Origin of the sequence: Winogradskyella sp. R77965 (genome assembly GCF_044594915.1) — a bacterium.
Classification (GTDB): domain Bacteria; phylum Bacteroidota; class Bacteroidia; order Flavobacteriales; family Flavobacteriaceae; genus Winogradskyella.
Genome location: NZ_CP138990.1, coordinates 3,052,448 through 3,073,973, shown reverse-complemented (window position 1 = coordinate 3,073,973; position 21,526 = coordinate 3,052,448). Strand labels below are relative to the sequence as shown.

The 21,526-nt window shown below is 33.2% G+C and carries 19 protein-coding genes and 1 riboswitch; of the genes, 8 read left to right on the top strand and 11 right to left on the bottom strand.

Translation table 11 applies throughout. The features are described 5' to 3' along the window. The first annotated feature begins 298 nt into the window (after nt 1-298). From SJY34_RS13770 to SJY34_RS13760, 3 genes are read left to right on the top strand one after another with little or no spacing between them, the layout of a single operon-like run. Nucleotides 299-1,354, top strand: coding sequence for an outer membrane beta-barrel protein (locus tag SJY34_RS13770; RefSeq protein ID WP_400076578.1), 1,056 nt, complete (start codon nt 299-301; stop codon nt 1,352-1,354). 25 nt (nt 1,355-1,379) lie between these two features. Further along, on the top strand, nt 1,380-1,730 hold the full coding sequence (locus SJY34_RS13765) for a P-II family nitrogen regulator (RefSeq protein ID WP_400076576.1): 351 nt from the start codon (nt 1,380-1,382) through the stop codon (nt 1,728-1,730). Nucleotides 1,731-1,738: 8 nt separating this feature from the next. Then, nucleotides 1,739-2,968, top strand: coding sequence for an ammonium transporter (locus SJY34_RS13760; protein WP_400076574.1), 1,230 nt, complete (start codon nt 1,739-1,741; stop codon nt 2,966-2,968). Nucleotides 2,969-3,313: 345 nt separating this feature from the next. On the opposite strand, the gene SJY34_RS13755 is transcribed toward SJY34_RS13760, so the two are convergent. From SJY34_RS13755 to SJY34_RS13735, 5 genes are all read right to left on the bottom strand, one after another. Continuing rightward, a complete protein-coding gene (locus SJY34_RS13755; protein ID WP_400076572.1) occupies nt 3,314-5,896 on the bottom strand; it encodes a phosphoenolpyruvate carboxylase in 2,583 nt (860 codons plus the stop codon). Between the two features lie 5 nt (nt 5,897-5,901). After that, nucleotides 5,902-7,020, bottom strand: coding sequence for a 3-isopropylmalate dehydrogenase (leuB, locus tag SJY34_RS13750; protein ID WP_400076570.1), 1,119 nt, complete (start codon nt 7,018-7,020; stop codon nt 5,902-5,904). A gap of 100 nt (nt 7,021-7,120) precedes the next feature. After that, nucleotides 7,121-7,711, bottom strand: coding sequence for a 3-isopropylmalate dehydratase small subunit (leuD, locus tag SJY34_RS13745; protein ID WP_400076568.1), 591 nt, complete (start codon nt 7,709-7,711; stop codon nt 7,121-7,123). Continuing rightward, nucleotides 7,711-9,096 carry a 3-isopropylmalate dehydratase large subunit gene (gene leuC, locus SJY34_RS13740; protein ID WP_400076566.1) on the bottom strand — a complete coding sequence of 462 codons (1,386 nt, stop codon included), beginning with the start codon at nt 9,094-9,096 and terminating at the stop codon, nt 7,711-7,713. The genes leuD and leuC overlap by 1 nt, the downstream gene beginning before the upstream one ends. Continuing rightward, entirely contained in the window at nt 9,097-10,272 is a 1,176-nt protein-coding gene (locus tag SJY34_RS13735) for a 2-isopropylmalate synthase (RefSeq protein WP_400076564.1), read from the bottom strand. Nucleotides 10,273-10,419: 147 nt separating this feature from the next. Between SJY34_RS13735 and SJY34_RS13730 the strand changes: the two genes are divergently transcribed. The 4 genes from SJY34_RS13730 (at nt 10,420) to SJY34_RS13715 (ending at nt 16,329) form a co-directional block, all read left to right on the top strand. Then, nucleotides 10,420-11,967, top strand: a complete 1,548-nt coding sequence (locus tag SJY34_RS13730) for a hypothetical protein (RefSeq protein WP_400081402.1) — start codon at nt 10,420-10,422, stop codon at nt 11,965-11,967. 102 nt (nt 11,968-12,069) lie between these two features. Continuing rightward, a riboswitch (SAM riboswitch) is annotated at nt 12,070-12,194 on the top strand. Between the two features lie 144 nt (nt 12,195-12,338). Further along, entirely contained in the window at nt 12,339-13,631 is a 1,293-nt protein-coding gene (locus tag SJY34_RS13725; RefSeq protein WP_400076562.1) for an O-acetylhomoserine aminocarboxypropyltransferase/cysteine synthase family protein, read from the top strand. Nucleotides 13,632-13,767: 136 nt separating this feature from the next. Continuing rightward, a complete protein-coding gene (locus tag SJY34_RS13720; RefSeq protein ID WP_400076560.1) occupies nt 13,768-14,775 on the top strand; it encodes an alpha/beta fold hydrolase in 1,008 nt (335 codons plus the stop codon). A 102-nt stretch (nt 14,776-14,877) separates the two neighbouring features. Next, the gene (locus SJY34_RS13715) at nt 14,878-16,329 is read left to right on the top strand and encodes a membrane dipeptidase (protein WP_400076558.1); all 1,452 of its coding nucleotides are present in this window, start codon (nt 14,878-14,880) and stop codon (nt 16,327-16,329) included. Nucleotides 16,330-16,402: 73 nt separating this feature from the next. Here the strand turns inward: SJY34_RS13715 and SJY34_RS13710 are convergent, their stop codons facing one another. The 6 genes from SJY34_RS13710 to SJY34_RS13685 form a co-directional block, all read right to left on the bottom strand. Further along, the gene (locus SJY34_RS13710) at nt 16,403-16,645 is read right to left on the bottom strand and encodes a hypothetical protein (protein WP_400076556.1); all 243 of its coding nucleotides are present in this window, start codon (nt 16,643-16,645) and stop codon (nt 16,403-16,405) included. 28 nt (nt 16,646-16,673) lie between these two features. Then, complete coding sequence (locus SJY34_RS13705; protein ID WP_400076554.1) at nt 16,674-17,519, bottom strand: DUF5777 family beta-barrel protein; 846 nt, start codon at nt 17,517-17,519, stop codon at nt 16,674-16,676. 6 nt (nt 17,520-17,525) lie between these two features. Beyond that, a complete protein-coding gene (locus SJY34_RS13700) occupies nt 17,526-17,924 on the bottom strand; it encodes an OB-fold protein (RefSeq protein WP_400076552.1) in 399 nt (132 codons plus the stop codon). Continuing rightward, nucleotides 17,921-18,493 (bottom strand): YceI family protein, encoded by a 573-nt coding sequence (locus tag SJY34_RS13695; protein WP_400076550.1) that lies wholly within the window; start codon nt 18,491-18,493, stop codon nt 17,921-17,923. Before SJY34_RS13695 ends, SJY34_RS13700 begins: the two co-directional genes overlap by 4 nt. A 97-nt stretch (nt 18,494-18,590) precedes the next feature. After that, complete coding sequence (locus SJY34_RS13690; RefSeq protein WP_400076548.1) at nt 18,591-18,959, bottom strand: hypothetical protein; 369 nt, start codon at nt 18,957-18,959, stop codon at nt 18,591-18,593. A 190-nt stretch (nt 18,960-19,149) separates the two neighbouring features. Then, complete coding sequence (locus SJY34_RS13685) at nt 19,150-20,811, bottom strand: alpha/beta fold hydrolase (RefSeq protein ID WP_400076546.1); 1,662 nt, start codon at nt 20,809-20,811, stop codon at nt 19,150-19,152. Between the two features lie 241 nt (nt 20,812-21,052). Between SJY34_RS13685 and SJY34_RS13680 the strand changes: the two genes are divergently transcribed. Next, nucleotides 21,053-21,526, top strand: coding sequence for a nucleoside deaminase (locus SJY34_RS13680; protein ID WP_400076544.1), 474 nt, complete (start codon nt 21,053-21,055; stop codon nt 21,524-21,526).

Genomic DNA, 21,526 nt, shown 5'->3' with positions numbered 1-21,526 from the left:
AATATGATAATAATTATGAGATATACTGATGAATAGATAATAGGTAAGACATAGTAAAAACGGCACTTTTGAGCGAAAACGTTTTCGCCATTCCTTTACAACTAAATCTTAGCAAAAAACGATTTTACCAATTATCAATTTGTTAAAAAAACATTAAAAAATATGTTAACCCTAAAATTTAGGGGGTATAAAATATAATATTCATAAAAATTATAATTTAACCCCACTTTTTAATAGGGTTGTTTTAAAGTTTGTATAGATTTGACCCGAATTAACTATATTAAATATTATTATGATTATGAAAAAATTATTTACGCTTTCAATGTTCTTTATAGCATTTGGTTTATTTGCTCAAGAAGAAGAAACTGAAGAAAAGAAATTCTCTATAAGCGGAAGTGTTGACGCTTATTACCAAACATATTTATCGGCTTCTGATGATTCCGGACAATCTTTCGGAACCGCTTTTGCAGATCAAACAGGATTTGCATTGGGTATGGGAAATTTAATTGCTAGCTATGAAAGCGGTAAAGTAGGTGCTGTTCTGGATTTAGTGGTAGGACCGAGAGGTGCTGGTGCTACTTTTAGCAACGATATTGTTGATGGTATCGTAAATCAAGCCTATGCTTACTGGAATGTTTCTGAAAGTACTACCTTAACATTTGGTCGTTTTAATACGTTTTTAGGATATGAAGTTATTGCACCTGCAGCAAACTTTAACTACAGTACATCTCATTTATTCTCTAACGGACCTTTTTCCCACATGGGTTTAAAAGCAGATTTCGCATTATCTGATGATTTTAGCTTAATGTTGGCAGTAATGAACCCTTGGGACACTAATAACACCTCTACAACAGGTGAATATTCATTTGGTGCACAATTAGGTTATTCGGGCCAATACTTAAACTTATACTATGATAGTGGTGCTAATAATGGTTTAGGTTTTGAAGTTGATTACACTGGTGGTTTTGATCTGTCTGACGAATTTTTCTTAGGAATCAATGCTGCTTACCAAACTACATCTTACGTTTATGATGATAATGGTGCTGTATTGAGTGATGATTTTAAAAATGGCTTTTATGGTGCTGCTTTATACCCTCAATTTGCTGCATCTGAAGATTTTAGTATTGGTTTAAGAGGTGAATACTTTGGATATCATGCTGAAGAAGGTGATGATTTACCAAGTGTATTTGCTGCAACTTTAACAGGGAGCTACACCGTAGAAAGCAACCTAATTATTAAGCCTGAAATTAGATTAGACTCTTGGAGTAATTTTGACGATGCGTTCTTTGATGCTGACGGAGAAGACATGAGTAGTTTGGCTGCATTCACTTTAGCCGCTATCTACACATTTTAATATTTACTAACTAACAATAAATACAATGAAAAAAATTGAAGCAATAATCAGAAAATCAAAGTTTTCTACAGTAAAAGATGCTCTTCATGCTGTGGACGTAAACTTCTTTTCTTATTGGGATGTTACTGGTTTAGGTAACGAAAAAGAAGCTCATGTTTACAGAGGCGTGAGTTATAGTACAAGTGATATACAGCGCAGATATTTATCTATAGTTGTAAATGATGATTTTGAACAAATTACTATAGATGCGTTACTTAAATCTGCTGCTACAGGAGATGTTGGTGATGGTAAAATATTTGTATCAGATATTTCAGAAGCATATCGCATACGTACTGGAGAAAAAGGAGGAGGAACATTAAAGAAAATATCTAAATAAAAAAGAACATGGAATTATTAACTACAAATAATGTATGGATGATGATCTGTACAGCACTCGTTTTCTTTATGCACATGGGATTTGCATTTTTAGAAATCGGATTGACACGTCAAAAAAATACAATTAACATTTTATTTAAAAATATATTTATTATCACAGTAGGTTTACTATTGTATTGTTTAGTAGGATTTAACCTTATGTATCCTGGAGATTTCAATGGATTTATTGGATTTGCTGGATTTGGTTTAGATGCACCAATGGTAGACGGAGCTTTAGACTTAGCATATAACGAAGGTTATACGTACTGGACAGATTTCTTATTTCAAGGTATGTTTGCAGCAACCGCAGCAACTATTGTTTCTGGAGCCGTAGCCGAACGTATGAAAATTGGACCATTCATGATCTTTACAGTAATTTATGTAGGTATAATTTATCCACTTGCAGGTTCTTGGAAATGGGGAGGTGGATTTTTACAAACTTTAGAGACACCATTTTATGATTTTGCAGGTTCTACATTAGTACACTCTGTTGGAGGTTGGGCTGCTTTAGTAGCTGTATTCCTTTTAGGATCTAGAATTGGTAAATTTAAAGATGGTAAGCCACAAGCTATTCCTGGGCATAACATTCCATTAGCAACTGCTGGTGTGTTAATCTTATGGTTAGGTTGGTTTGGATTTAATGGTGGTTCTGTTTTATCTGCGGACCCAGGTTTAACTTCATTAACTTTAGTTACAACATGTTTGGCTGCTGCAGCTGGTGGTGTTGTTGCTGCTCTAGTTTCTACACTACGTTATAAAAATTTAGATTTAACAATGTTCCTAAATGGTATATTAGGTGGTCTTGTTGGTATTACTGCTGGTGCAGATCAAATGAGCCCTACTGATGCTATTCTTATAGGCGCTATTGCAGGTGCAATAATTGTATTTGCCGTTGCATTAATTGATAAGTTAAGATTAGATGATCCTGTTGGTGCTATTGCTGTTCACTTAGCATGTGGTATTTGGGGAACATTAGCTGTTGGTATCTTTGGAGAATTAGCTGGTGGAGCACAATTTGTAAGTCAACTTATAGGTGTAGCTTCTTATGCTGCCATCTGTATTGTATCTTCATTTCTAATCATATTTGTTCTGAAGAAAACAGTCGGTATAAGAGTTTCTGAACGTGAAGAATTAGAAGGTCTAGATTCACACGAACACGGAATGGATGCTTATTCAGACTTTAGATTAAACGAACACTAAGCGTTTTAAAATTGATTGCTTAGTTTAATTAGTTGTTAGGGAAAACCCTCTGAGTAAATTACTCAGAGGGTTTTTATTTGAATAGCATTTGAGGAGTTACATCTAAAACACCTCTAAAGTTCCCTCAAAGGAGAAAATCCTATGCATAAATTTTAATACTATTATCCCTTCGAGGAAACTCAATCGATGTGAAATTATTATGAAGATTATATTAAAGTATTCCCTATGCTTATTTCAAAAAACACATATAATCATTTAGATAAAAACCCCGAAACTATTAAGCTTCGGGGTTTTTTATTTTTTACGTGAAATTAAAAGTGGATTCCTGCCTTCGCAGGAATACATTTAAGCCGAATTACGACTCGCATTAATATTACCAAATAAAGAACGGGTTACCATACTAGTAAAAATCTTCATTTGTTTATCATCTGCTTTAACTCCAGATTTCTCAAGTTCTTGTATCTTCTTTAACGCATACTGCTGTATCGTTAGTAAAGGTAAAACAATAGATTCTCTAACAGCAATAGATGCTTTACCAGCAGGCTCTTCTTGCATCAATTCTTTGTAACCTGTTAGTTTTAATATGAGGCGTTTTGATGTTTCATATTCGTTATAAATAATAGACCAAAATTCTCCATACTCAGGATCATCGGCCATATATCTTGTTAAGTCGAAGAATGATTTAGACAATGACATCATACTATTACCAATAAGTGTCTTAAAAAAATCAGATGTTTTAAATAAGGTCTGTACTTTTTCAAACTCACCAATATCCTCATAATGCTTTAAAGCTGTGCCTACACCAAAAAAGCCCGGCACATTCTGTTTTAACTGACTCCAAGAACCAACAAAAGGTATTGCTCTTAAATCTTCAAAGACTAAGCCGTCAGCTTTTCCACGCTTAGATGGACGACTTCCAATATTAGTTTTTGCATAGTATTTAAGTGTACTCATGTGCTCCAAATAGGGAATAAATTTTGGGTGGGCTTTAAAATCTGAATAAGCCTTGTAACTACGTTCAGATAAATCCGTCATCACATCTCTATTCTCAGGCAACATACTCAATTCTGAATCGCTAAGACTATTACCAATACCGGAGCTTATAAGCTGCTCAAGATTATATTGTGACGATTCTAAAGTTCCGAAATTTGAACTAATGGTTTGTCCTTGAATGGTTAATTGCACCTCTTTATCTTCAATTGTCGGCCCAAGAGATGCGTAGAAGTTATGTGTTTTTCCACCTCCTCGTGCTGGTGGTCCACCTCGACCATCAAAGAAAATCACCTTGATTCCATATTTTCTTGAAACCGTTGTCAAATTCTCCTTGGCTTTATAAATTGCCCAATTAGCCATTAAATATCCACCATCTTTGGTACCATCACTAAAGCCAAGCATTATAGTCTGCTTATTTCCACGAGATTTTAAATGCGCGGCATATTCTGGATTCGTATACAGCTCTTCCATTACCATAGGTGCATTTTCTAAATCCGTTATAGTTTCAAAAAGCGGTCCTATATCTACAGTTAATTTATCTTTAAACGCCACCAGCTTCAACATGGCAAATAATTGCATTACGTTAAGTGTCGTCTGGTTGTTACTAATTATATAACGATTTGCAGCCTTTTCTCCATTTGTTTCTTGAATGGTCTTAATGGCCTTCATAGTATTTAAAGCCTTTAAAGTTTCCTCATCTTTTATTAGAGACAAATCAACTTCACCTTTAATTTTAGATAAAATCTTTACTTGCTCTTTTTCTGCTAAATCGTGATAATTCTTTGGGAAAATATCGCTTCCGCTTTCTAATAAAGCATTAACCATATCATTAAAGAACTGTGCATGTTTACGACTATCTTGTCTTATATCTAAGTTGGCAAAGTGAAATCCGAAAAGATGAATCTTGTTCAACAAACTATTAACTTCAGACACATAGAGCGATTGATGCTCTGTCACAATAACCTCTTTAATTATTTGTAATTCTGAAGCAAAACTCTCGGCTGTTAAGTTAGAATTCTTATTCGTTATAATCTTCCATAGTTCCGTTTCTAAAACTACTATGCGTTCTTCAACTCCTTCAAAAGTTAATTTACGTCTTAGGCGACGTGCATCTCTATAATAATTCTTAACAACAGTTGCACGTAAGCGATTAGCAACATTCAACGTAATTTCTGGTGTTACAAACGGATTTCCGTCGCGATCTCCTCCTGGCCAGAAGCCTATATTTATAATATCATTATCTATTTGTTTGCCATCAAAAATATTCTGCTGAATGTAATCATATATGGTTCCAAAGGATTTATAAAATACATTTTCTAAATACCAGATTAAACTCACAGCTTCATCATAAGGAGATGGTTTTTTGTCTTTAAAAAATGGTGTCTTTCCTAACTGTGCTAATAGATTATTTATTCTAACTAAATCATTTTCGCGAATAGCATCCGTTAAATCGGTTATAATTCCTAAAACAGAACCAGGATAAAACTGGGTTGGATGCGCTGTTAGAACTATTCTTACTTTAAATTCTTCGAGATATTTTTGAAGGGTTTCTAGTTTGTTATCTGCAGTAACACTTTCTTTTAAACTCCTTAGCGTGCCAATACCATCCATATTATTTACAACAGGAAAAGCCGCATCTTCAATAGCATCAAATAAAACAACCTGGCGCTCTATATATTGAATAAATCGAAACAGTAAATTAATTTGACTTTGAGGCGATCGTCTTGCTTGGTATTTCTTGAAAAATGTTTCGACAATCGTTGTGGGATCCTCTTGATTAGCAAACCCTTTTTTACATGTCGCATGAAATAAGGGTAATAATGTACCTGTTCTAGTTATGGTATCAAACGGTAGCGTCACAAAAATACTGTTGTATATCTGATACTTTGACAATACATTTTGATTAAATCTTGTAAGTTTTGGCTGTGTAGGCATTTAATTTATATGATTGTAGATTGTCCTAAATGGATGTTAGTAAAATTCATGTTAGTGTCCTTTGGATTATTGATGAAATCTTCAATAAACTCACCAACTTTGCCCGTTGTAACATTATCGTATTTTGAATTTATATCTGGAGTAGATATACTTAATTTTAGAGATTTATCAACAGCTTGCTTTACTAATTCTGCTTCTGTTAATAAACCGAAATGTTCTAACAACATGGCTGCAGATAAAATTGAAGCAATTGGATTAGCAATTCCTTTTCCTGTAGCTTGTGGAAATGATCCGTGAATAGGCTCGAACATAGCGTACTTATCACCGACTGATGCCGAAGCTAATAAACCAATAGAACCGCCAATAACACTAGCTTCATCACTAATGATATCACCGAACATATTCTCAGTTAAAATAACATCGAATTGTTTAGGATTTAAAATCATTTGCATTGCAGCATTATCCACAAATAAGAAATCTAAAGTGACATCTTTATATTGCTCTGCAATTTCAGTAACTACTTTTCTCCATAGTCTTGAACTTTCGAGCACATTAGCTTTATCAACTAAAGTGACTTTATTGTTTCTGGTTTGCGCCGCTTTAAAAGCTAAATGCGCAATGCGCTCAATTTCTTCACGTGAGTATTCACATAAATCTGAAGCTTTATTACCATCTTCACTTAATTGCTTTTCACCAAAATAAATACCGCCTGTTAACTCCCGATAAATACTAATATCTGTACCTTGAATGATGTGTTTCTTTAAAGGCGATTTATCTAATAACGTCTCATAAGCTTTTACCGGTCTAATATTTGCAAATAATCCTAGTTCCTTTCTTAATTTCAAAAGTCCCTGTTCTGGGCGTACTTTTGCTGAAGGATCATTATCATATTTTGGATGACCGATCGAACCAAACAAAATAGCATCAGAAAATTTACATAAGTCTAATGTTTTCTCTGGTAAAGGGTCGTTGTGCTTATCTATTGCAATAGCACCAACATCTGCAGTTGTAAACTTAAAATTATGGTTAAACTCTGAAGCAATGGCTTTTAGTGCTTTCACAGCCTGATTTGTTACTTCTGGACCAATACCATCACCTGGTAATACTGCTATATTTAATTTCATGTGTAAATCTTTATTGTTTTTCAAAGGTCACATGGAACATCTAAATTATCATTTCGTATTGTAATTAGAAATTCAATAATGGATGTTTCATTCGTACTAATTAGTATATTTTCTGAGCTTCAAAAGCTACAATTTGTTCTTTATTATTTACAAGATAATCGATGTCATCATAGCCATTAATCATGCAGGTCTTTTTGTAAGGATCAATTTCAAAATCTTCCGATAAATTAGAATCTATAACAGAAATGGTCTGATTCTCAAGATTAACTTCTAATTCTGTTTGAGGATTGGACTCAATTTGTTGTAATAAGTCACTCAAAAACTCTTTTGAAACCTGCACAGGCAATAAGCCATTATTTAGAGCATTTCCTTTAAAAATGTCTGCAAAAAAACTAGAAACCACCACCTTAAAACCATAATCTGTTATTGCCCAAGCTGCATGTTCTCTACTCGATCCACAACCAAAATTATCTCCAGCAACTAAAATACTACCTGAGTATTTTGAATCATTGAGTACAAAATCGGTATTTACAGTTCCATCTTTATGGTACCTCCAATCTCTAAAAACATTATCACCAAACCCTTTTCTATCCGTTGCTTTTAAAAATCGTGCAGGAATAATTTGATCTGTATCCACATTCTCAATATGTAATGGAATGGCCTTTGACTTTAGTGTTGTAAATTTTTCCATTAATTCAAGTGTTTTGAAATATCTATAATCTTACCTTCAACTGCTGTAGCAGCAGCCACTAATGGACTAGCCAAAATAGTTCTTGACCCTTGTCCTTGCCGGCCTTCAAAATTTCTATTTGAGGTTGAAACGCAATATTCGCCTTGAGGAATCTTATCATCATTCATTGCTAAACATGCCGAGCATCCTGGTTGACGTAGTTCAAAACCTGCTTCATCAAAAACAGTCTTTAAACCTTCTTCTATAATCTGAGCTTCAACTTGCTTACTTCCTGGTACTAACCAAGCTGTCACATTTTCCGCCTTTTTCTTACCTTTTATATAATTTGCAGCAACTCTAAAATCTTCAATTCTAGAATTAGTACAACTACCTATAAACACAAAATTAATTGGCTTGTTTATTAAACTTTCACCAGCTTCAAAATTCATATAAGCCAATGACTTCTTAAATGATGGATTTTCATCTACTGGAACTGTTTCAGAAATTTTAATTCCCATTCCAGGATTCGTGCCATATGTAATCATTGGTTCTATATCTTCTGCATCGAAGCTATACTCTTTATCAAATTGAGCACCTTCATCTGTTGGTAAGGTTTTCCAATACGCTACTTTCTTATCAAACTCTTCCCCTTTTGGTGCAAATTTTCGACCTTTTACATATTCGAAGGTGGTTTCATCTGGTGCAATCATTCCGCCACGCGCTCCCATTTCAATACTCATATTACAAACCGTCATTCGACCTTCCATACTCATCTCTTCAAAGACATTGCCTGCATATTCGCAAAAATAACCAGTACCCGAATTTGTTCCCAATTTTGAAATAATATAAAGAATGACATCTTTTGGTAAGACGCCATTCTTTAATTTGCCATTAACCGATACTCTTAAACTTTTCGGTTTTTTCAATAACAAGCATTGACTCGCAAATACTTGAGCTACTTGACTTGTTCCTATACCAAATGCAATGGCTCCGAATGCACCATGTGTTGAAGTGTGACTATCTCCACAGACCATGGTAATGCCTGGTTGGGTCACTCCTAACTCTGGAGCCATTACATGCACAATTCCATTATATTTATGTCCTAACTCATATAATGTAATATTGTTTTTTTTACAATTTTTTGAAAGCTGTTCTAATTGCTGTCTAGACAATGCATCTCTTACAGGTTGATCTTGATTTAAAGTCGGAGTGTTATGATCTGCCGTTGCGACAATTTGATCAGGTCTAAAAACAGGAATTCCGCGATCTTCCAATTCATTGAAAGCTTGCGGACTTGTCACTTCGTGTATTAAATGTTTATCAATATAAAGTATCTGCGGGCCGTTTTCAATAGTACTGACCACATGAGAATCCCAGACTTTATCAAATAATGTTTTTTTAGACATCTATGCTGAAATTATTTGTTGATACACCTTGCTAGTCTCAATTATTTGATGAATATCGCTATCATTGATTTCTTTCTTTCTGTCTGCAAAATTTAAGAAATTAGCATAGACATCATCCAATTGTAGCTTTGTTAATTCATAGCCCACTTTTTTTGCTCTATAAGCTAAAGCAGCTCTACCACTTCTTGCCGTAAGTACAATAGCAGAATCAGTTACACCTACATCTTTTGGATCTATAATTTCGTAAGTTTCACGGTTTTTTATAACACCATCTTGGTGAATTCCAGAACTGTGAGCAAAAGCGTTAGCTCCTACAATGGCTTTATTAGGCTGTGTATAAATTCCCATACTATCTGAAACAAGCTGACTCATTCCGTACAACATTGAGGTATTAATGTTTGTATCTAACTTTAGATATGGATGTTGTTTTAACACCATAACCACTTCTTCTAAAGCAGTGTTACCTGCGCGCTCTCCAATACCGTTTATAGTACATTCTATTTGTCGCGCTCCATTAATCACTCCTTCAATAGAGTTTGCAGTTGCTAATCCTAAATCATTATGACAATGGCAAGATAAAATAGCCTTTTCAATTCCCTTTACATTCTCTTTAAGATATTTGATTTTTGCACCATACTCACTTGGCAAACAATAGCCAGTTGTATCAGGTATATTCAATACTGTTGCGCCAGCTTTAATAGCAACTTCACATACTCTTGCTAAATATTCATTATCTGTTCTACCAGCATCTTCAGCATAAAACTCAACATCTTCTACAAAAGATTTCGCATACTTTACAGCTGCATAAGCGCGCTCTAAAATATCCTCTTGTGTGGTTTTAAATTTATGCACAATATGCGATTCTGACGTACCGATACCTGTATGAATTCTTGGTTTTACAGCATATTTTAAAGCTTCTGCCGCTACCTTTATATCGTTTTCTACAGATCGAGTTAATCCACAAACGGTAGCATTTTTTACAATTTTTGAAATGGCTTCAACGGATTTAAAATCACCTGGACTAGATACTGGAAACCCAGCTTCTATGACGTCCACACCTAGTGAATCCAGTTGTTCTGCGATGACGACTTTCTGGTCTGTATTGAGTTTACAACCCGGAACTTGCTCTCCATCACGAAGCGTTGTATCGAAGATTTGTATATTGTTATTTGACATATATCAAAATATAGTTTAGTATTGTCTAACGAAGTTAGGTTTTGAATTTGTCTAAATACACAACCTATAAATTGATTTTACGATGTTCAAAATCAAATTTATATATTATGATTCTGATTTTCAATAACATAAGACTATTTTATATTGATAACTAAAGACCAAAAAGATAATTTATTTTCACTTGTAAAGTCCTTGACAAAGTCTGAGAAAAGACAATTTAAGCTTTATGTAGGGAGACTTGGTGTAAATACAGATTCAAAATTCTTAAAACTTTTTAATCTTTTAGACAAGGCAAAAGCCTACAGTGAAGCTGCAATATTAAAAAGCGGAATTGTAAAAAAGCAGCAACTTGCTAATGTAAAAGCGCATTTATACAAACAGATATTAATTAGCTTAAAATTAAATCCATCGCATCAAAATATTCGTTCTCAAATTAGGGAGCAACTTGATTTTGCATCAATTTTATATCATAAAGGCCTATATAAACAGAGTCTAAAAATTCTAGACAAAGCCAAAGAATTAGCAGTAGTTAATGAGGAAAAAAATATGGCTTTTGAAATTGTAGAACTCGAAAAAATAATTGAATCTCAATATATTACCCGAAGCATTAGCTCAAGAGCAGATGAGTTGGCAATGCAAGCAAAAGAACTAAGCTCACAGAATGTGATAGCAAGTAAGCTTTCTAATTTATCGCTTCAACTATACAGCATTATCCTAAAAACAGGTTATGTAAAAAACGAAAAAGAAAGTCAGAAGGTTACAAAATATTTCAATGACCGTCTCCCAAAAGTCAATGTGTCTAAATTAGGTTTTAGAGAAAAATTGTGGCTTTATAAAGCGCATTTATGGTATAGTTTTTTAATGCAAGATTTTTTGAATTGTTATAAATACGCTTCAAAATGGGTGAATTTATTTTATGAAAACCCAAGCATGATTAACCTTAATCCTGTCTTCTTTTTAAAAGGTAACAACTACCAATTAGAATCTCTATTTTTTATTGGCAACAAACCTAAATTTGTAAAGAAATTAGAACATTTTAAAGACACCGTTGATAGCCCAAAATTTGCCAAAGATGAAAACGTTTCTACATTAGTTTTTCTTTACACGAATTTTCATAGTATCAATCAACATTTTATAGATGGAAGTTTTGAAGAGGGCTTAAAATTAATTCCTGTTATTGAGAAAGAACTCATTTATTTTAAAGACAGAACTGATCCACATCATAAAATGATATTTTACTACAAATTTGCTAGTTTACATTTTGGTGCAGGAAACAATAAAGCATGTATAAAATATTTGGACAAAATCATTTCTAACAAAACACTTTCAATGCGAGAAGATTTACTATGCTTCTCCAGAGTTTTAAATCTTGTTGCACATTACGAAGCTGGTTTAGACTATCATTTAGAAACACTATTGCGAAGCACTTATAAGTTTTTAATTAAAATGAATGACCTACATGAAGTGCAAAAAGAAATGATAAAATTTATTAGAGGTCTTCAAGATATTTATCCTCACGATCTTAAAAATGCGTTCAAAGAACTACATAAAACTTTAAAAACTTTTGAAGACCATCCCTTTGAGCGTAGAGCGTTTCTATATTTAGATATTATTTCTTGGCTCGAAAGTAAGATTCAAAACAAACCTGTTGGTGAAGTTATTAAGACTAAGTATTTAGCAAAAAATATATCTTAACTTTCAGAATTTCATAAAAAAAGCATAAAAACTAAAATAAATTTGGATTTTAAATTTTTGTGTTGCAATATTTGTGCTCACAAAGTTCAAACACTTACTGAAATGTTATCAAGAAAGGCAGAGGGATAGACCCATTGAAGCCTTAGCAACCCTTAGATTTACTAAGAAGGTGCTAAATTCTACTTGAATACGCAAGTCATTTTTTGCAAATTCCAGATAGATAACTCAAGACTAATTACTCATCTGTGGTTAGCATTTTCTTTATAACATTTTTCTATTAAGTACGCTTCTGCCTTCGACTACGCTCAGGGAACAAAAGAGGCTTATTTGGCTTTTGAATTAATTTTTTATTAACTCAAAAAACTAGAAAAATGAGTACACAAAAATTTGCAACTCAAGCGTTGCATGCAGGACACGACACAAATCAAACTGGTGGAACAAGAGCTGTTCCTATTTATCAATCTACAGCTTATGTTTTCGATGATTCAGATGACGCCGCAGGACGATTTAATTTATCAGTTCCAGGATTTATTTACACACGATTAAACAATCCTACGAACGATATTTTAGAGCAACGTTTAGCAGCATTAGAAGGAGGCATCGCTGCAGTAGCGACAGCTTCTGGTACAGCAGCTATTTCTACGACACTATTAACACTTTTAAGAGCTGGAGATCATATTGTTGCATCCAATAGTTTGTATGGTGGAACCTACAACTTATTAAGCGTTACATTACCTAGACATGGCATTACAACCACTTTTGTAGATCCTTCTGATCCAGAAAATTTCCAAAAAGCAGTTCAAGAAAATACAAGAGCCATTTTTGTTGAGTCTTTAGGAAATCCAAAACTCGATGTTTTAGATATTGAGGCTATTTCTGTTGCAGCGAAAGCACACAAAGTACCTCTTATAGTCGATAATACAGTGGCAACACCATATTTACTTAACCCAATTGAGTATGGGGCAAACATTGTAATTCATTCCTTAACCAAATACATCAATGGTAATGGAACATCACTTGGAGGAGTTATTATTGATGCTGGTACTTTTGATTGGACCAACGGAAAATTTCCAGAGTTTACAGAACCGTCAGCTGGATATCATGGATTAGTATATAGCGAAGTTATTGGAGCTGCTGCATTTATAGCAAAAATTAGAATTGAAGGCTTACGAGATTATGGTGGAGCATTGAGTCCGTTTAATGCATTTCAAATTATACAAGGTTTAGAAACTTTAGAATTACGTATCCAAAAGCATAGCGAAAACGCACTAGAACTTGCAAAATGGTTGCAAGAACAACCAGAAGTAAATTGGGTAAATTATCCTGGTTTAGAGACGAGCAAATACAATGGTCTTGCCAAAAAATATTTACCAAAAGGTCAAAGTGGAATTGTAACCTTTGGTGCTGATGGTGGTTACGACGCCGCAAAAACCATTGCAGATACGACGAAACTGTTTTCTCTATTGGCAAATATTGGAGATACAAAATCACTCATTATTCATCCTGCGAGTACGACTCATCAACAATTAGATGATGAAGCTCAAGAAACTACAGGAGTTACCAAAGACCTTATTCGTTTGTCTGTTGGAATTGAAAACATAGAAGATTTAAAAGCTGATTTAAAAGAAGCTTTTGCTGTTGTAAAGCAGAAGCAAACGGTTTAATTTCAAAACTAAAAATCTAAGAAAACTGTCACATTGAGCGTAGTCGAAATCCATTAGAAGCTAGAACTTCGATGTTCTCGACTGCGCTCGAAATGACAGAAGTATAGCATTTATAAAGTAGAATCCTATTTCAAAAATGGAAAAATTAAAGTATATACATATTCCTGATTTTCTTACAGATTCCGGCAAGACGTATTCCATAAACCTGTCATACCAAACATTTGGAAAAGCACTGAACAATGCTCCTATTGTTTTAGTAAATCATGCTCTTACAGCTAATTCTAATGTTATTGGCGAGCAAGGTTGGTGGAATGATCTAATTGGGACAAACAATTGTATAGATACTAATTTATATACCATTTTAGCGTTCAATATTCCAGGAAATGGCTACGACAATAAAACTGAAAACTTAATAGAAAACTATAAAGATTTTACTGCAAGAGATATAGCTAAATTGTTTACCTTGGGGTTAGAACGATTGAAAGTAGAACAGCTCTTTGCAGTTATTGGAGGTTCCGTTGGAGGCGGAATTGCATGGGAATTGGCCGCGTTAAAACCTAACCTAATAGAGCATTTAATTCCTGTAGCTACCGATTGGAAATCAACAGATTGGTTAATCGCCAATTGTCATATTCAAGATGCTATATTGAATCATTCAAGCGATCCTTTGGCAGATGCCAGAATGCATGCCATGACCCTATATCGCACGCCAGAATCTTTAAAGCAAAAGTTTGAAAGAACTAAGAAAAATGATGCACTGTTTAATATTGAGTCATGGTTAAATTATCATGGTGATACCTTAAATAATCGTTTTAGCCTAGCTGCTTATAAAATGATGAATCAAATTTTACGAACTATTGATATAACAGAAGAAAGCCGTGACTTCTTAGAGGTGGCCTCAAAAATCACATCCAATATTCATATCATTACTATTAACTCGGATTTGTTCTTTAAAGCAGAAGAAAACTGGACTACTTTCGTAGAACTCAAAAGTGTAAAAGAGAATGTAAATATCCATGAAATAAAGTCGATTCATGGACACGATGCTTTTCTAATTGAGTTTGATCAACTCGCAAGATTTTTGAAACCTGTTTTTAGTCCAAAGACCAAAATTAAAACGAGTAAAAAGCAATATGTTGCTTAATCTGAGTAATGTAATACATGAAGATCTATTATAAATTAGAACCTCTTTATACATAATTCTGGCAAAAAACAATTATCTTTTCATAGTTACAATTAGCTAGAGATGCGTAATTCTTACATAGACCTTCATTGTCATCCGTCTTTAAAACCTTACGGAAAGAGTTTTAAATATAAGCCTCAAAAACAGAACCCACTTAATAGCGGTCGTAAGAATTCAGTCTGGCATTATAGTCCACCTAATTTATTAGAGCGCCAAGTCAACAGGTTACTAACGTTAACTAAATTTACACAAACTGATCTTACTGCATTATCAAAAGCCGACTGCAATGTTGTCGTTATTTCTTTGTATCCATTTGAAAAGCATTTCCTAAAAGAGAAAATGTTGGGCTTTAAATTTATACCAGATGTATTAGTGAATTTAGCTGCAGGAATTAGTCAAAAACGAATTGACAATCTCAGGAATCACAACAGTTATTTTCAAGATTTAAAAGATGAATACAATTACTATTTACAGTTGTACAATATGGCTCAAATCATTGATGGTGTCACTTACACTTACCGATTAGTTAATAGCTATACTGATATTCAGAATAATATAAATGACTCCACTTCAGACCGAAAAATTATCAGTTTAGTCAACACTATTGAAGGTGCACATGCTTTTGAAACAGGTCTAGAAAAAGACAAAGACACGGCTATTGAAGCTAATGTTTTAAATAATATCAACACCATTAAAAACTGGAATCACAAACCACTCTTCGTCACCTTAGCACATCATTTTTATAATGAAATTTGTGGACATGCTCGAAGTATTGGTATTGGTTTGATTAAAAAGCAACAAAACCGTGGGTTAAACTCAGACATCACGGATTTAGGTTATAAAGTTATTGATAAGCTTTTAGACAATTCTGATAATAAACGTATTCTCATTGATGTTAAGCATATGAGTACGGCATCTAGAAAAACATACTATCATTTACTAGATACTAAATACGCTAACGAAAACATCCCAATAATTGTTAGTCATGGAGCTGTAAACGGAAAACGTTCTATAGTTGAATGGAATATTTCAGACTCAAAGCTTAGCAAAGAATTCAATGATACAGATATCAACTTTTACGATTCAGAAATCTTGCGTATTGCAAAATCTACAGGTATTTTTGGATTACAATTAGATGAACGACGTATTGGCAGTAAAAGGGCTATTCGTAGTTCTCGTATTTATTGGCCAAACAAAAAAAGACGTTATAAAAACAAATCCGAATTAATCTGGAATCAAATTCAGCATATAGCCGAAATTCTTGATGAAAATGGTTTTTTTTGTTGGGAAACTGTAGCAATAGGTTCAGATTTTGATGGTATCGTTAATCCAATAAAAGGACTCTGGACTTGCGAAAACATCGCCACTATAAAACCTTATTTAGTTGAAAAAGCTCAGGAGTACCTCAATGAACATGGTGAGAATTTGAAAGAACAAAACCAGATTTCGGCGCAAGAAATTATTGATCGCGTGCTATTTATAAATGCAAATGAATTTTTGAAAAGAAATTTTTAAATAAAAAAGGGCCTTCCGAAGACGACCCCTTTTTCCCTTAATCAATTATAAAAACTATTAACAAAAATTATTTTTAGCAACTACAAATCTCTTGTAACTGTTCTTTATTCACTTTTTCTCCACTTTCATAATATCCGATTTCAGATAAGATATTTAAAGCCGTGGATAGTTTATATGCTTTCGTAAAGTTGAATGTTATCAACGATTCTTTAGGATATAACCTAACATTATTTACATCATCAATTTCTTGTAGTTCATTTTTAATCCAAACTGAGCAATTGTTACAAAAGCGCTGCTCAACTTTTATTCTCGCCACAGATATTATATTTTTTTCTTTTGGCATTTTAAAAAACTCTCGACAAATTAAATCCAAAGAAAATATCACCTTTTCCCCAGTCACCTGTTCCCTGTCCTAAAAATCCATTAGTATTCATAGGCTGTGCATTCGTAAAATGCAATTGAAAAACATGTCCTCCTGTTTCTATATCAACGCCAATTGAAAGTGGATTAACAAAAGGTGAATTATCCGCTCTATTTAAATGCCACCCATAATCAAAATTTAGAGATAAACGCTTTGTTAGCTTATGTCTTCCTCCAAAGCCAATAACATATTGAGAGTTGTGTTGCTCATCAATATCCACATAGTTATCGTGAAAAAATGTAGGCATTAATTGTAATGAAAAATTCTGGTTAAACTTCTTAGAGATTAACAACTGTGTTGTGTAGCCTAGTCTATTTTTAAACTTCAAACCTGGTAATATAGCATCATCCAAAGAGGTATTAATTAAAATATTACTTGAGCTTACAATAGTAAAAGGAAAACCACCTTTTTTTTCTCTTACCAAACGTATTTTAAGAGATGATTCATAAATTTTACGAAACGAACTTCTGGAAACACCAATATTAATACCATCAGTAATACCGTAAAGAAAATTTATTCTTGTAACAGCTTGGTCTAAACCAAAAAAATCTTTAAAACCAGTTTCTATTGAGCCAAATCTATGAGACACTATAAGGTAAAGTTCATTTGCTGATATCATTTTTGTAGACTCAAAATTTACAATTTTAAGACCTTTAAAGGCTGCGCTTTTATAATCTTCTTCAACCTCAACATCTATTTCAGAAAATAAATCATCCTGTGAAAAAACTAATGTTGGTATTAAAAAAATTAATAAGTATATATATTTCATCAGAGTTTATTTATTAATTATAGTTGCTTGATCAATTTTTACCATTTCGAGAAGCTCATCGTAGCCAACACATCTTCCTTTAATTGTTAAAGAAGTGCCTTCTGCTACTTTTGGCACTTGTTCCGCATTAAAGTTTGTTTGTATTTGATCATTTAAAATGATATCATTTATTTCAATAGCAGTTATTTCACCTTCTATGGCTATGACTCTATCTAAATACTTAATTGTAGCTGCTGCCTCATCATTTTGAAAATCAGAATACAATTGTTTAGCTGATAAAGCTATTGTGGCCTCTTCACTGGCAATATCTCTATGTTCACTATTAAATGTGTAATCATAAACAAAAAAAGCCGCTATGACTGCAAGAGCAATTACACTTAGAATTATAACTTTTTTCTTTTTCATTTTTGAGTAAGTTTAAAGTCTAGTGATACTATTATTTCTTTAGCAATTTTGTTTTTTACAATGCCTGGAATTTCAATATCAAAATCGGCAGGAGTCACTTTAAATGACCCCTGAATGATTACAAAATCTCCCGATTTTTTAATGATTAAGGTTGTCGTAATTTCTTTTTCTTTTCCACGCAATTCTATTTTCCCATCAACGGTTGCTTCTGTATCATTTTCTGTTATTTCTGAAAAATTGAAATCCGATAATTTTCCTTTAAATGTAGCTTTAGGATATGTTTCTGATTCTATATAATTCTCATTAAAATGTTCTTCCATTAAAGAGTTCTTAAACCTAAAACCTTTCATAAGTGCTAGAGAAGCAATCTCATTAGTTTCGGTATTTAGAATAACTGTAACAGATTCATTAGTAGCCTTTACAGGCTCAAAAAGCTCTTCTGAAGCTTCAAATGTGATCTCACCCTTTTTATCAATGTATTTACTTTGAGCACTTAATACGCTTGAAGCTGTTATTAACACAACAAAAGACAATAGCAGTTGTATAATTATATTGTTTTTAGTTTTCATAATTATTATTATTTTAATCTTAGATAATTTAATTAGTCTATATTTTTTATTGTAAATACTATGGTATTATAAGATTTGGGATTTGAAAAAAGTCTATTTAATCCTCTAGTTTTCCGTCATCTATCCACTGCTCAAACACATCAATAGTAGATTGAGGCAATCGCCCAGATGGAGGCATTGCTCCTGGTGATCCACTTTGCAAACTCATTCTATTTAGCATAGCACTAGCGCGCTGATTAACTTGTTCAAAGCTCACTAAAGAAAAAGGCGCTCCATTTACAGGTGGACTGGCATGACAACCAATACAAGCACTTTGTATTATTGGCTCTACATTGTCTGTATAGTTAACTATGAGATTTGGATCCATTGGATCATCTGCATCTATTAAATCACTTTCACTATCATAGCTACAACTGTAAATAGACAGGGTAAATAAGGACAGTATAATTAATTTACTTGCTTTCATCTTTATTAAAATCTGTGGTTTATTAAGATTTGATAATCGAATTTTTTTAGACTATAATTATAAAAACAAAAATAGATGGTATGATCAATGTTTAGTTAACAAAAGCGCGCCTAACATATAAACATTTACGACAAAACAGTAGTGTAAAACCGACGAGGTGTAAAAATCCCGACATTAAAAAATAAGAATACTAATTATTGACTTTTAGATCAGAAGGATTTACACTAAATTCTTTTTTGAAGCATTTAGAGAAATAAGAAGGATTTGAGAATCCTGTTTTAAAGGCAATTTCAGAAATTGTGTCCTGAGTACTTAATATAAGTTCCTTAGCAAGGTTGAGACGGATTGATGAAATTAATTGATTAGGAGATTTTTGAGTAATTTCTTTAAGTTTTCGCTGTAACTGTCGTTCACTGACACCTATCTCTTGGCATAGCATTACAACACCAAAATCTTCATTATTTATATTGGTATTGATAGTTTGTATTACTGTTTCTAAAAAAGAATCATATTGAGTAAGTTTACTCTGGTCTATAGTATTGAGAAGTCTATTCTGTCTTTCATTTTTAGTCACCGTAAATAATAAAATAGATTCGCCAGAGGAAACATCAAAAATTGTTTTATAAGACGTAAAATTTAAATTTACACCTATCAATAAATTCTTTACAGTCTGAGTCAATAAGATCTGATTTGGCTGAGATTGCTTTAGTATAGATGTGGCTACGTTTTCTGTTTCTTTACTTATACAATGATTTGCAAAGCATTCTCTAATATTTATACCAATATTAAGTTGTCCATTTAAGCCACTAATAATATCAACTAAATCAATACTGCAAAGCACTGCTTTACTAGGTCCATTAAAAGTAACTGTAAATGTTTCCTCATTATATTGAACAGTATTACCATTAAACTGTTTTACACAAGCATTAATTCGTTTTCTGAAAGATGAGGCATCAGTTTCTGGTGTTATTAAACGCCCAACAATTATGGTGAAAAGTTGTTTTTCATAAACAAGTTTTGGCTTTACATTTAAAATAAAAGCCTTCATTTCCTCCAAAACCTCTAACGTGTTACCAGCCCAAAACAAATGATCATCGCCTTCAAACTCAACAAGTTTTGCTCCCTCAATACGTTCGGCTATAAATCGTCCTTCTTCAATTTTTACATCAACATCATTACTACGTTGTAAAATTAAAGTAGGGACTTTTATAGAACCCAATATATTAATGATATCTACTTGCGTATTCATTTTTGTCAGTTTCAGAGCAGCACTAGGACTCGCACCTGATCGAAAATAATTTGCCAACCAATCCATAAACACTTTATCATTGGCTTTAGAAGGCGCTAATGATTCTAAATTCATATCACCGCTTCCCCAACTCATTTCAATCATATCATAAACTTTCTGACGCTCTTCATTGGTTGGTGCCCAAGGATAATTAGGTGAATAAATACGTTTAGCAAATATCCCAAAAGTAATTAGTGAGATTGTTCGGTTTGGATAAGTCGCAGCAAATAGTGCTGATACAGAACCTCCTTCAGAATGCCCAAACAACACAGCCTTTTCAGAATCTACAGCATCCATAACAGCTCTGATATCATCCATGCGTTCTTCTAAAGTGGGAAACTCAACAACGCGGTCAGAGAGTCCAGTACCACGTTTATCAAATAAAATAACTCGAGCTATTTTCCCTAATTCACTCAAAAAATTAACTAACTCTGGGCAAGCCCACATTAAATCAATATTAGAAATCCATCCAGGAATATAGACCAAATCAATAGCACCAGAACCAAAAACTTGGTATGCAATATTTACGTCTCCACTCTTGGTGTATTTAGTATCGGGTTTCATGAAAAGTTTAGACTAAAGGTTCTACTTAGTTATTAAACAATTTAAGAGCAATATATCCTTAAAAATAATACATTATAACCAAATATTATTTCCTGGCGGATAAAGAATATTTATTTGGAGAAAAGCAATAAATTTTCAATTCGCTGTTATTTTTATTAATAATTAAAATAGCATTATAAAACTCTATTTTAGCTACATTGCAATTACTACAGATAAAAGAAAAAATAATTATATTAGAACTATGGCAGATAAAGAACAATTCATGAAAGAAGCGGTAAACTCAGCTTTAAAAGGAATGAATAATAATGAAGGAGGACCGTTTGGATGTATCGTGGTTAAGGACGGAAAAATTGTTGGACGCGGAAACAATAAAGTGACCTCAACAAACGACCCAACAGCACACGCTGAGGTAACAGCTATTAGAGATGCTTGTAAAAATTTGGATTCGTTTCAATTAGATGGTTGCGAAATCTATACGTCGTGCGAACCTTGCCCAATGTGTTTGGGTGCTATTTATTGGGCACGACCAGATAAAGTTTATTATGGCAGTAACCAAGTTGATGCCGCAAACGTTGGCTTTGACGACGCGTTTATTTATAAAGAAATTCCTTTACCTTACGATAAAAGAAGTATCCCTTTTGAGCAGTTGGCTCGTGAGATTGCTTTAGAAGCATTTGAAGAATGGACTAAAAAAGAAGATAAAACTGAGTATTAG

Coding starts and splice junctions, on each gene's coding strand:
- leuC (WP_400076566.1), bottom strand. CDS start 9,096: ATGTCTAAAAAAACATTATTTGATAAAGTCTGGGATTCTCATGTGGTC.
- SJY34_RS13705 (WP_400076554.1), bottom strand. CDS start 17,519: ATGAAATATATATACTTATTAATTTTTTTAATACCAACATTAGTTTTT.
- leuB (WP_400076570.1), bottom strand. CDS start 7,020: ATGAAATTAAATATAGCAGTATTACCAGGTGATGGTATTGGTCCAGAA.
- SJY34_RS13755 (WP_400076572.1), bottom strand. CDS start 5,896: ATGCCTACACAGCCAAAACTTACAAGATTTAATCAAAATGTATTGTCA.
- SJY34_RS13715 (WP_400076558.1), top strand. CDS start 14,878: ATGCGTAATTCTTACATAGACCTTCATTGTCATCCGTCTTTAAAACCT.
- SJY34_RS13725 (WP_400076562.1), top strand. CDS start 12,339: ATGAGTACACAAAAATTTGCAACTCAAGCGTTGCATGCAGGACACGAC.
- SJY34_RS13685 (WP_400076546.1), bottom strand. CDS start 20,811: ATGAAACCCGATACTAAATACACCAAGAGTGGAGACGTAAATATTGCA.
- SJY34_RS13735 (WP_400076564.1), bottom strand. CDS start 10,272: ATGTCAAATAACAATATACAAATCTTCGATACAACGCTTCGTGATGGA.
- leuD (WP_400076568.1), bottom strand. CDS start 7,711: ATGGAAAAATTTACAACACTAAAGTCAAAGGCCATTCCATTACATATT.
- SJY34_RS13700 (WP_400076552.1), bottom strand. CDS start 17,924: ATGAAAAAGAAAAAAGTTATAATTCTAAGTGTAATTGCTCTTGCAGTC.
- SJY34_RS13765 (WP_400076576.1), top strand. CDS start 1,380: ATGAAAAAAATTGAAGCAATAATCAGAAAATCAAAGTTTTCTACAGTA.
- SJY34_RS13720 (WP_400076560.1), top strand. CDS start 13,768: ATGGAAAAATTAAAGTATATACATATTCCTGATTTTCTTACAGATTCC.
- SJY34_RS13695 (WP_400076550.1), bottom strand. CDS start 18,493: ATGAAAACTAAAAACAATATAATTATACAACTGCTATTGTCTTTTGTT.
- SJY34_RS13690 (WP_400076548.1), bottom strand. CDS start 18,959: ATGAAAGCAAGTAAATTAATTATACTGTCCTTATTTACCCTGTCTATT.
- SJY34_RS13760 (WP_400076574.1), top strand. CDS start 1,739: ATGGAATTATTAACTACAAATAATGTATGGATGATGATCTGTACAGCA.
- SJY34_RS13770 (WP_400076578.1), top strand. CDS start 299: ATGAAAAAATTATTTACGCTTTCAATGTTCTTTATAGCATTTGGTTTA.
- SJY34_RS13680 (WP_400076544.1), top strand. CDS start 21,053: ATGGCAGATAAAGAACAATTCATGAAAGAAGCGGTAAACTCAGCTTTA.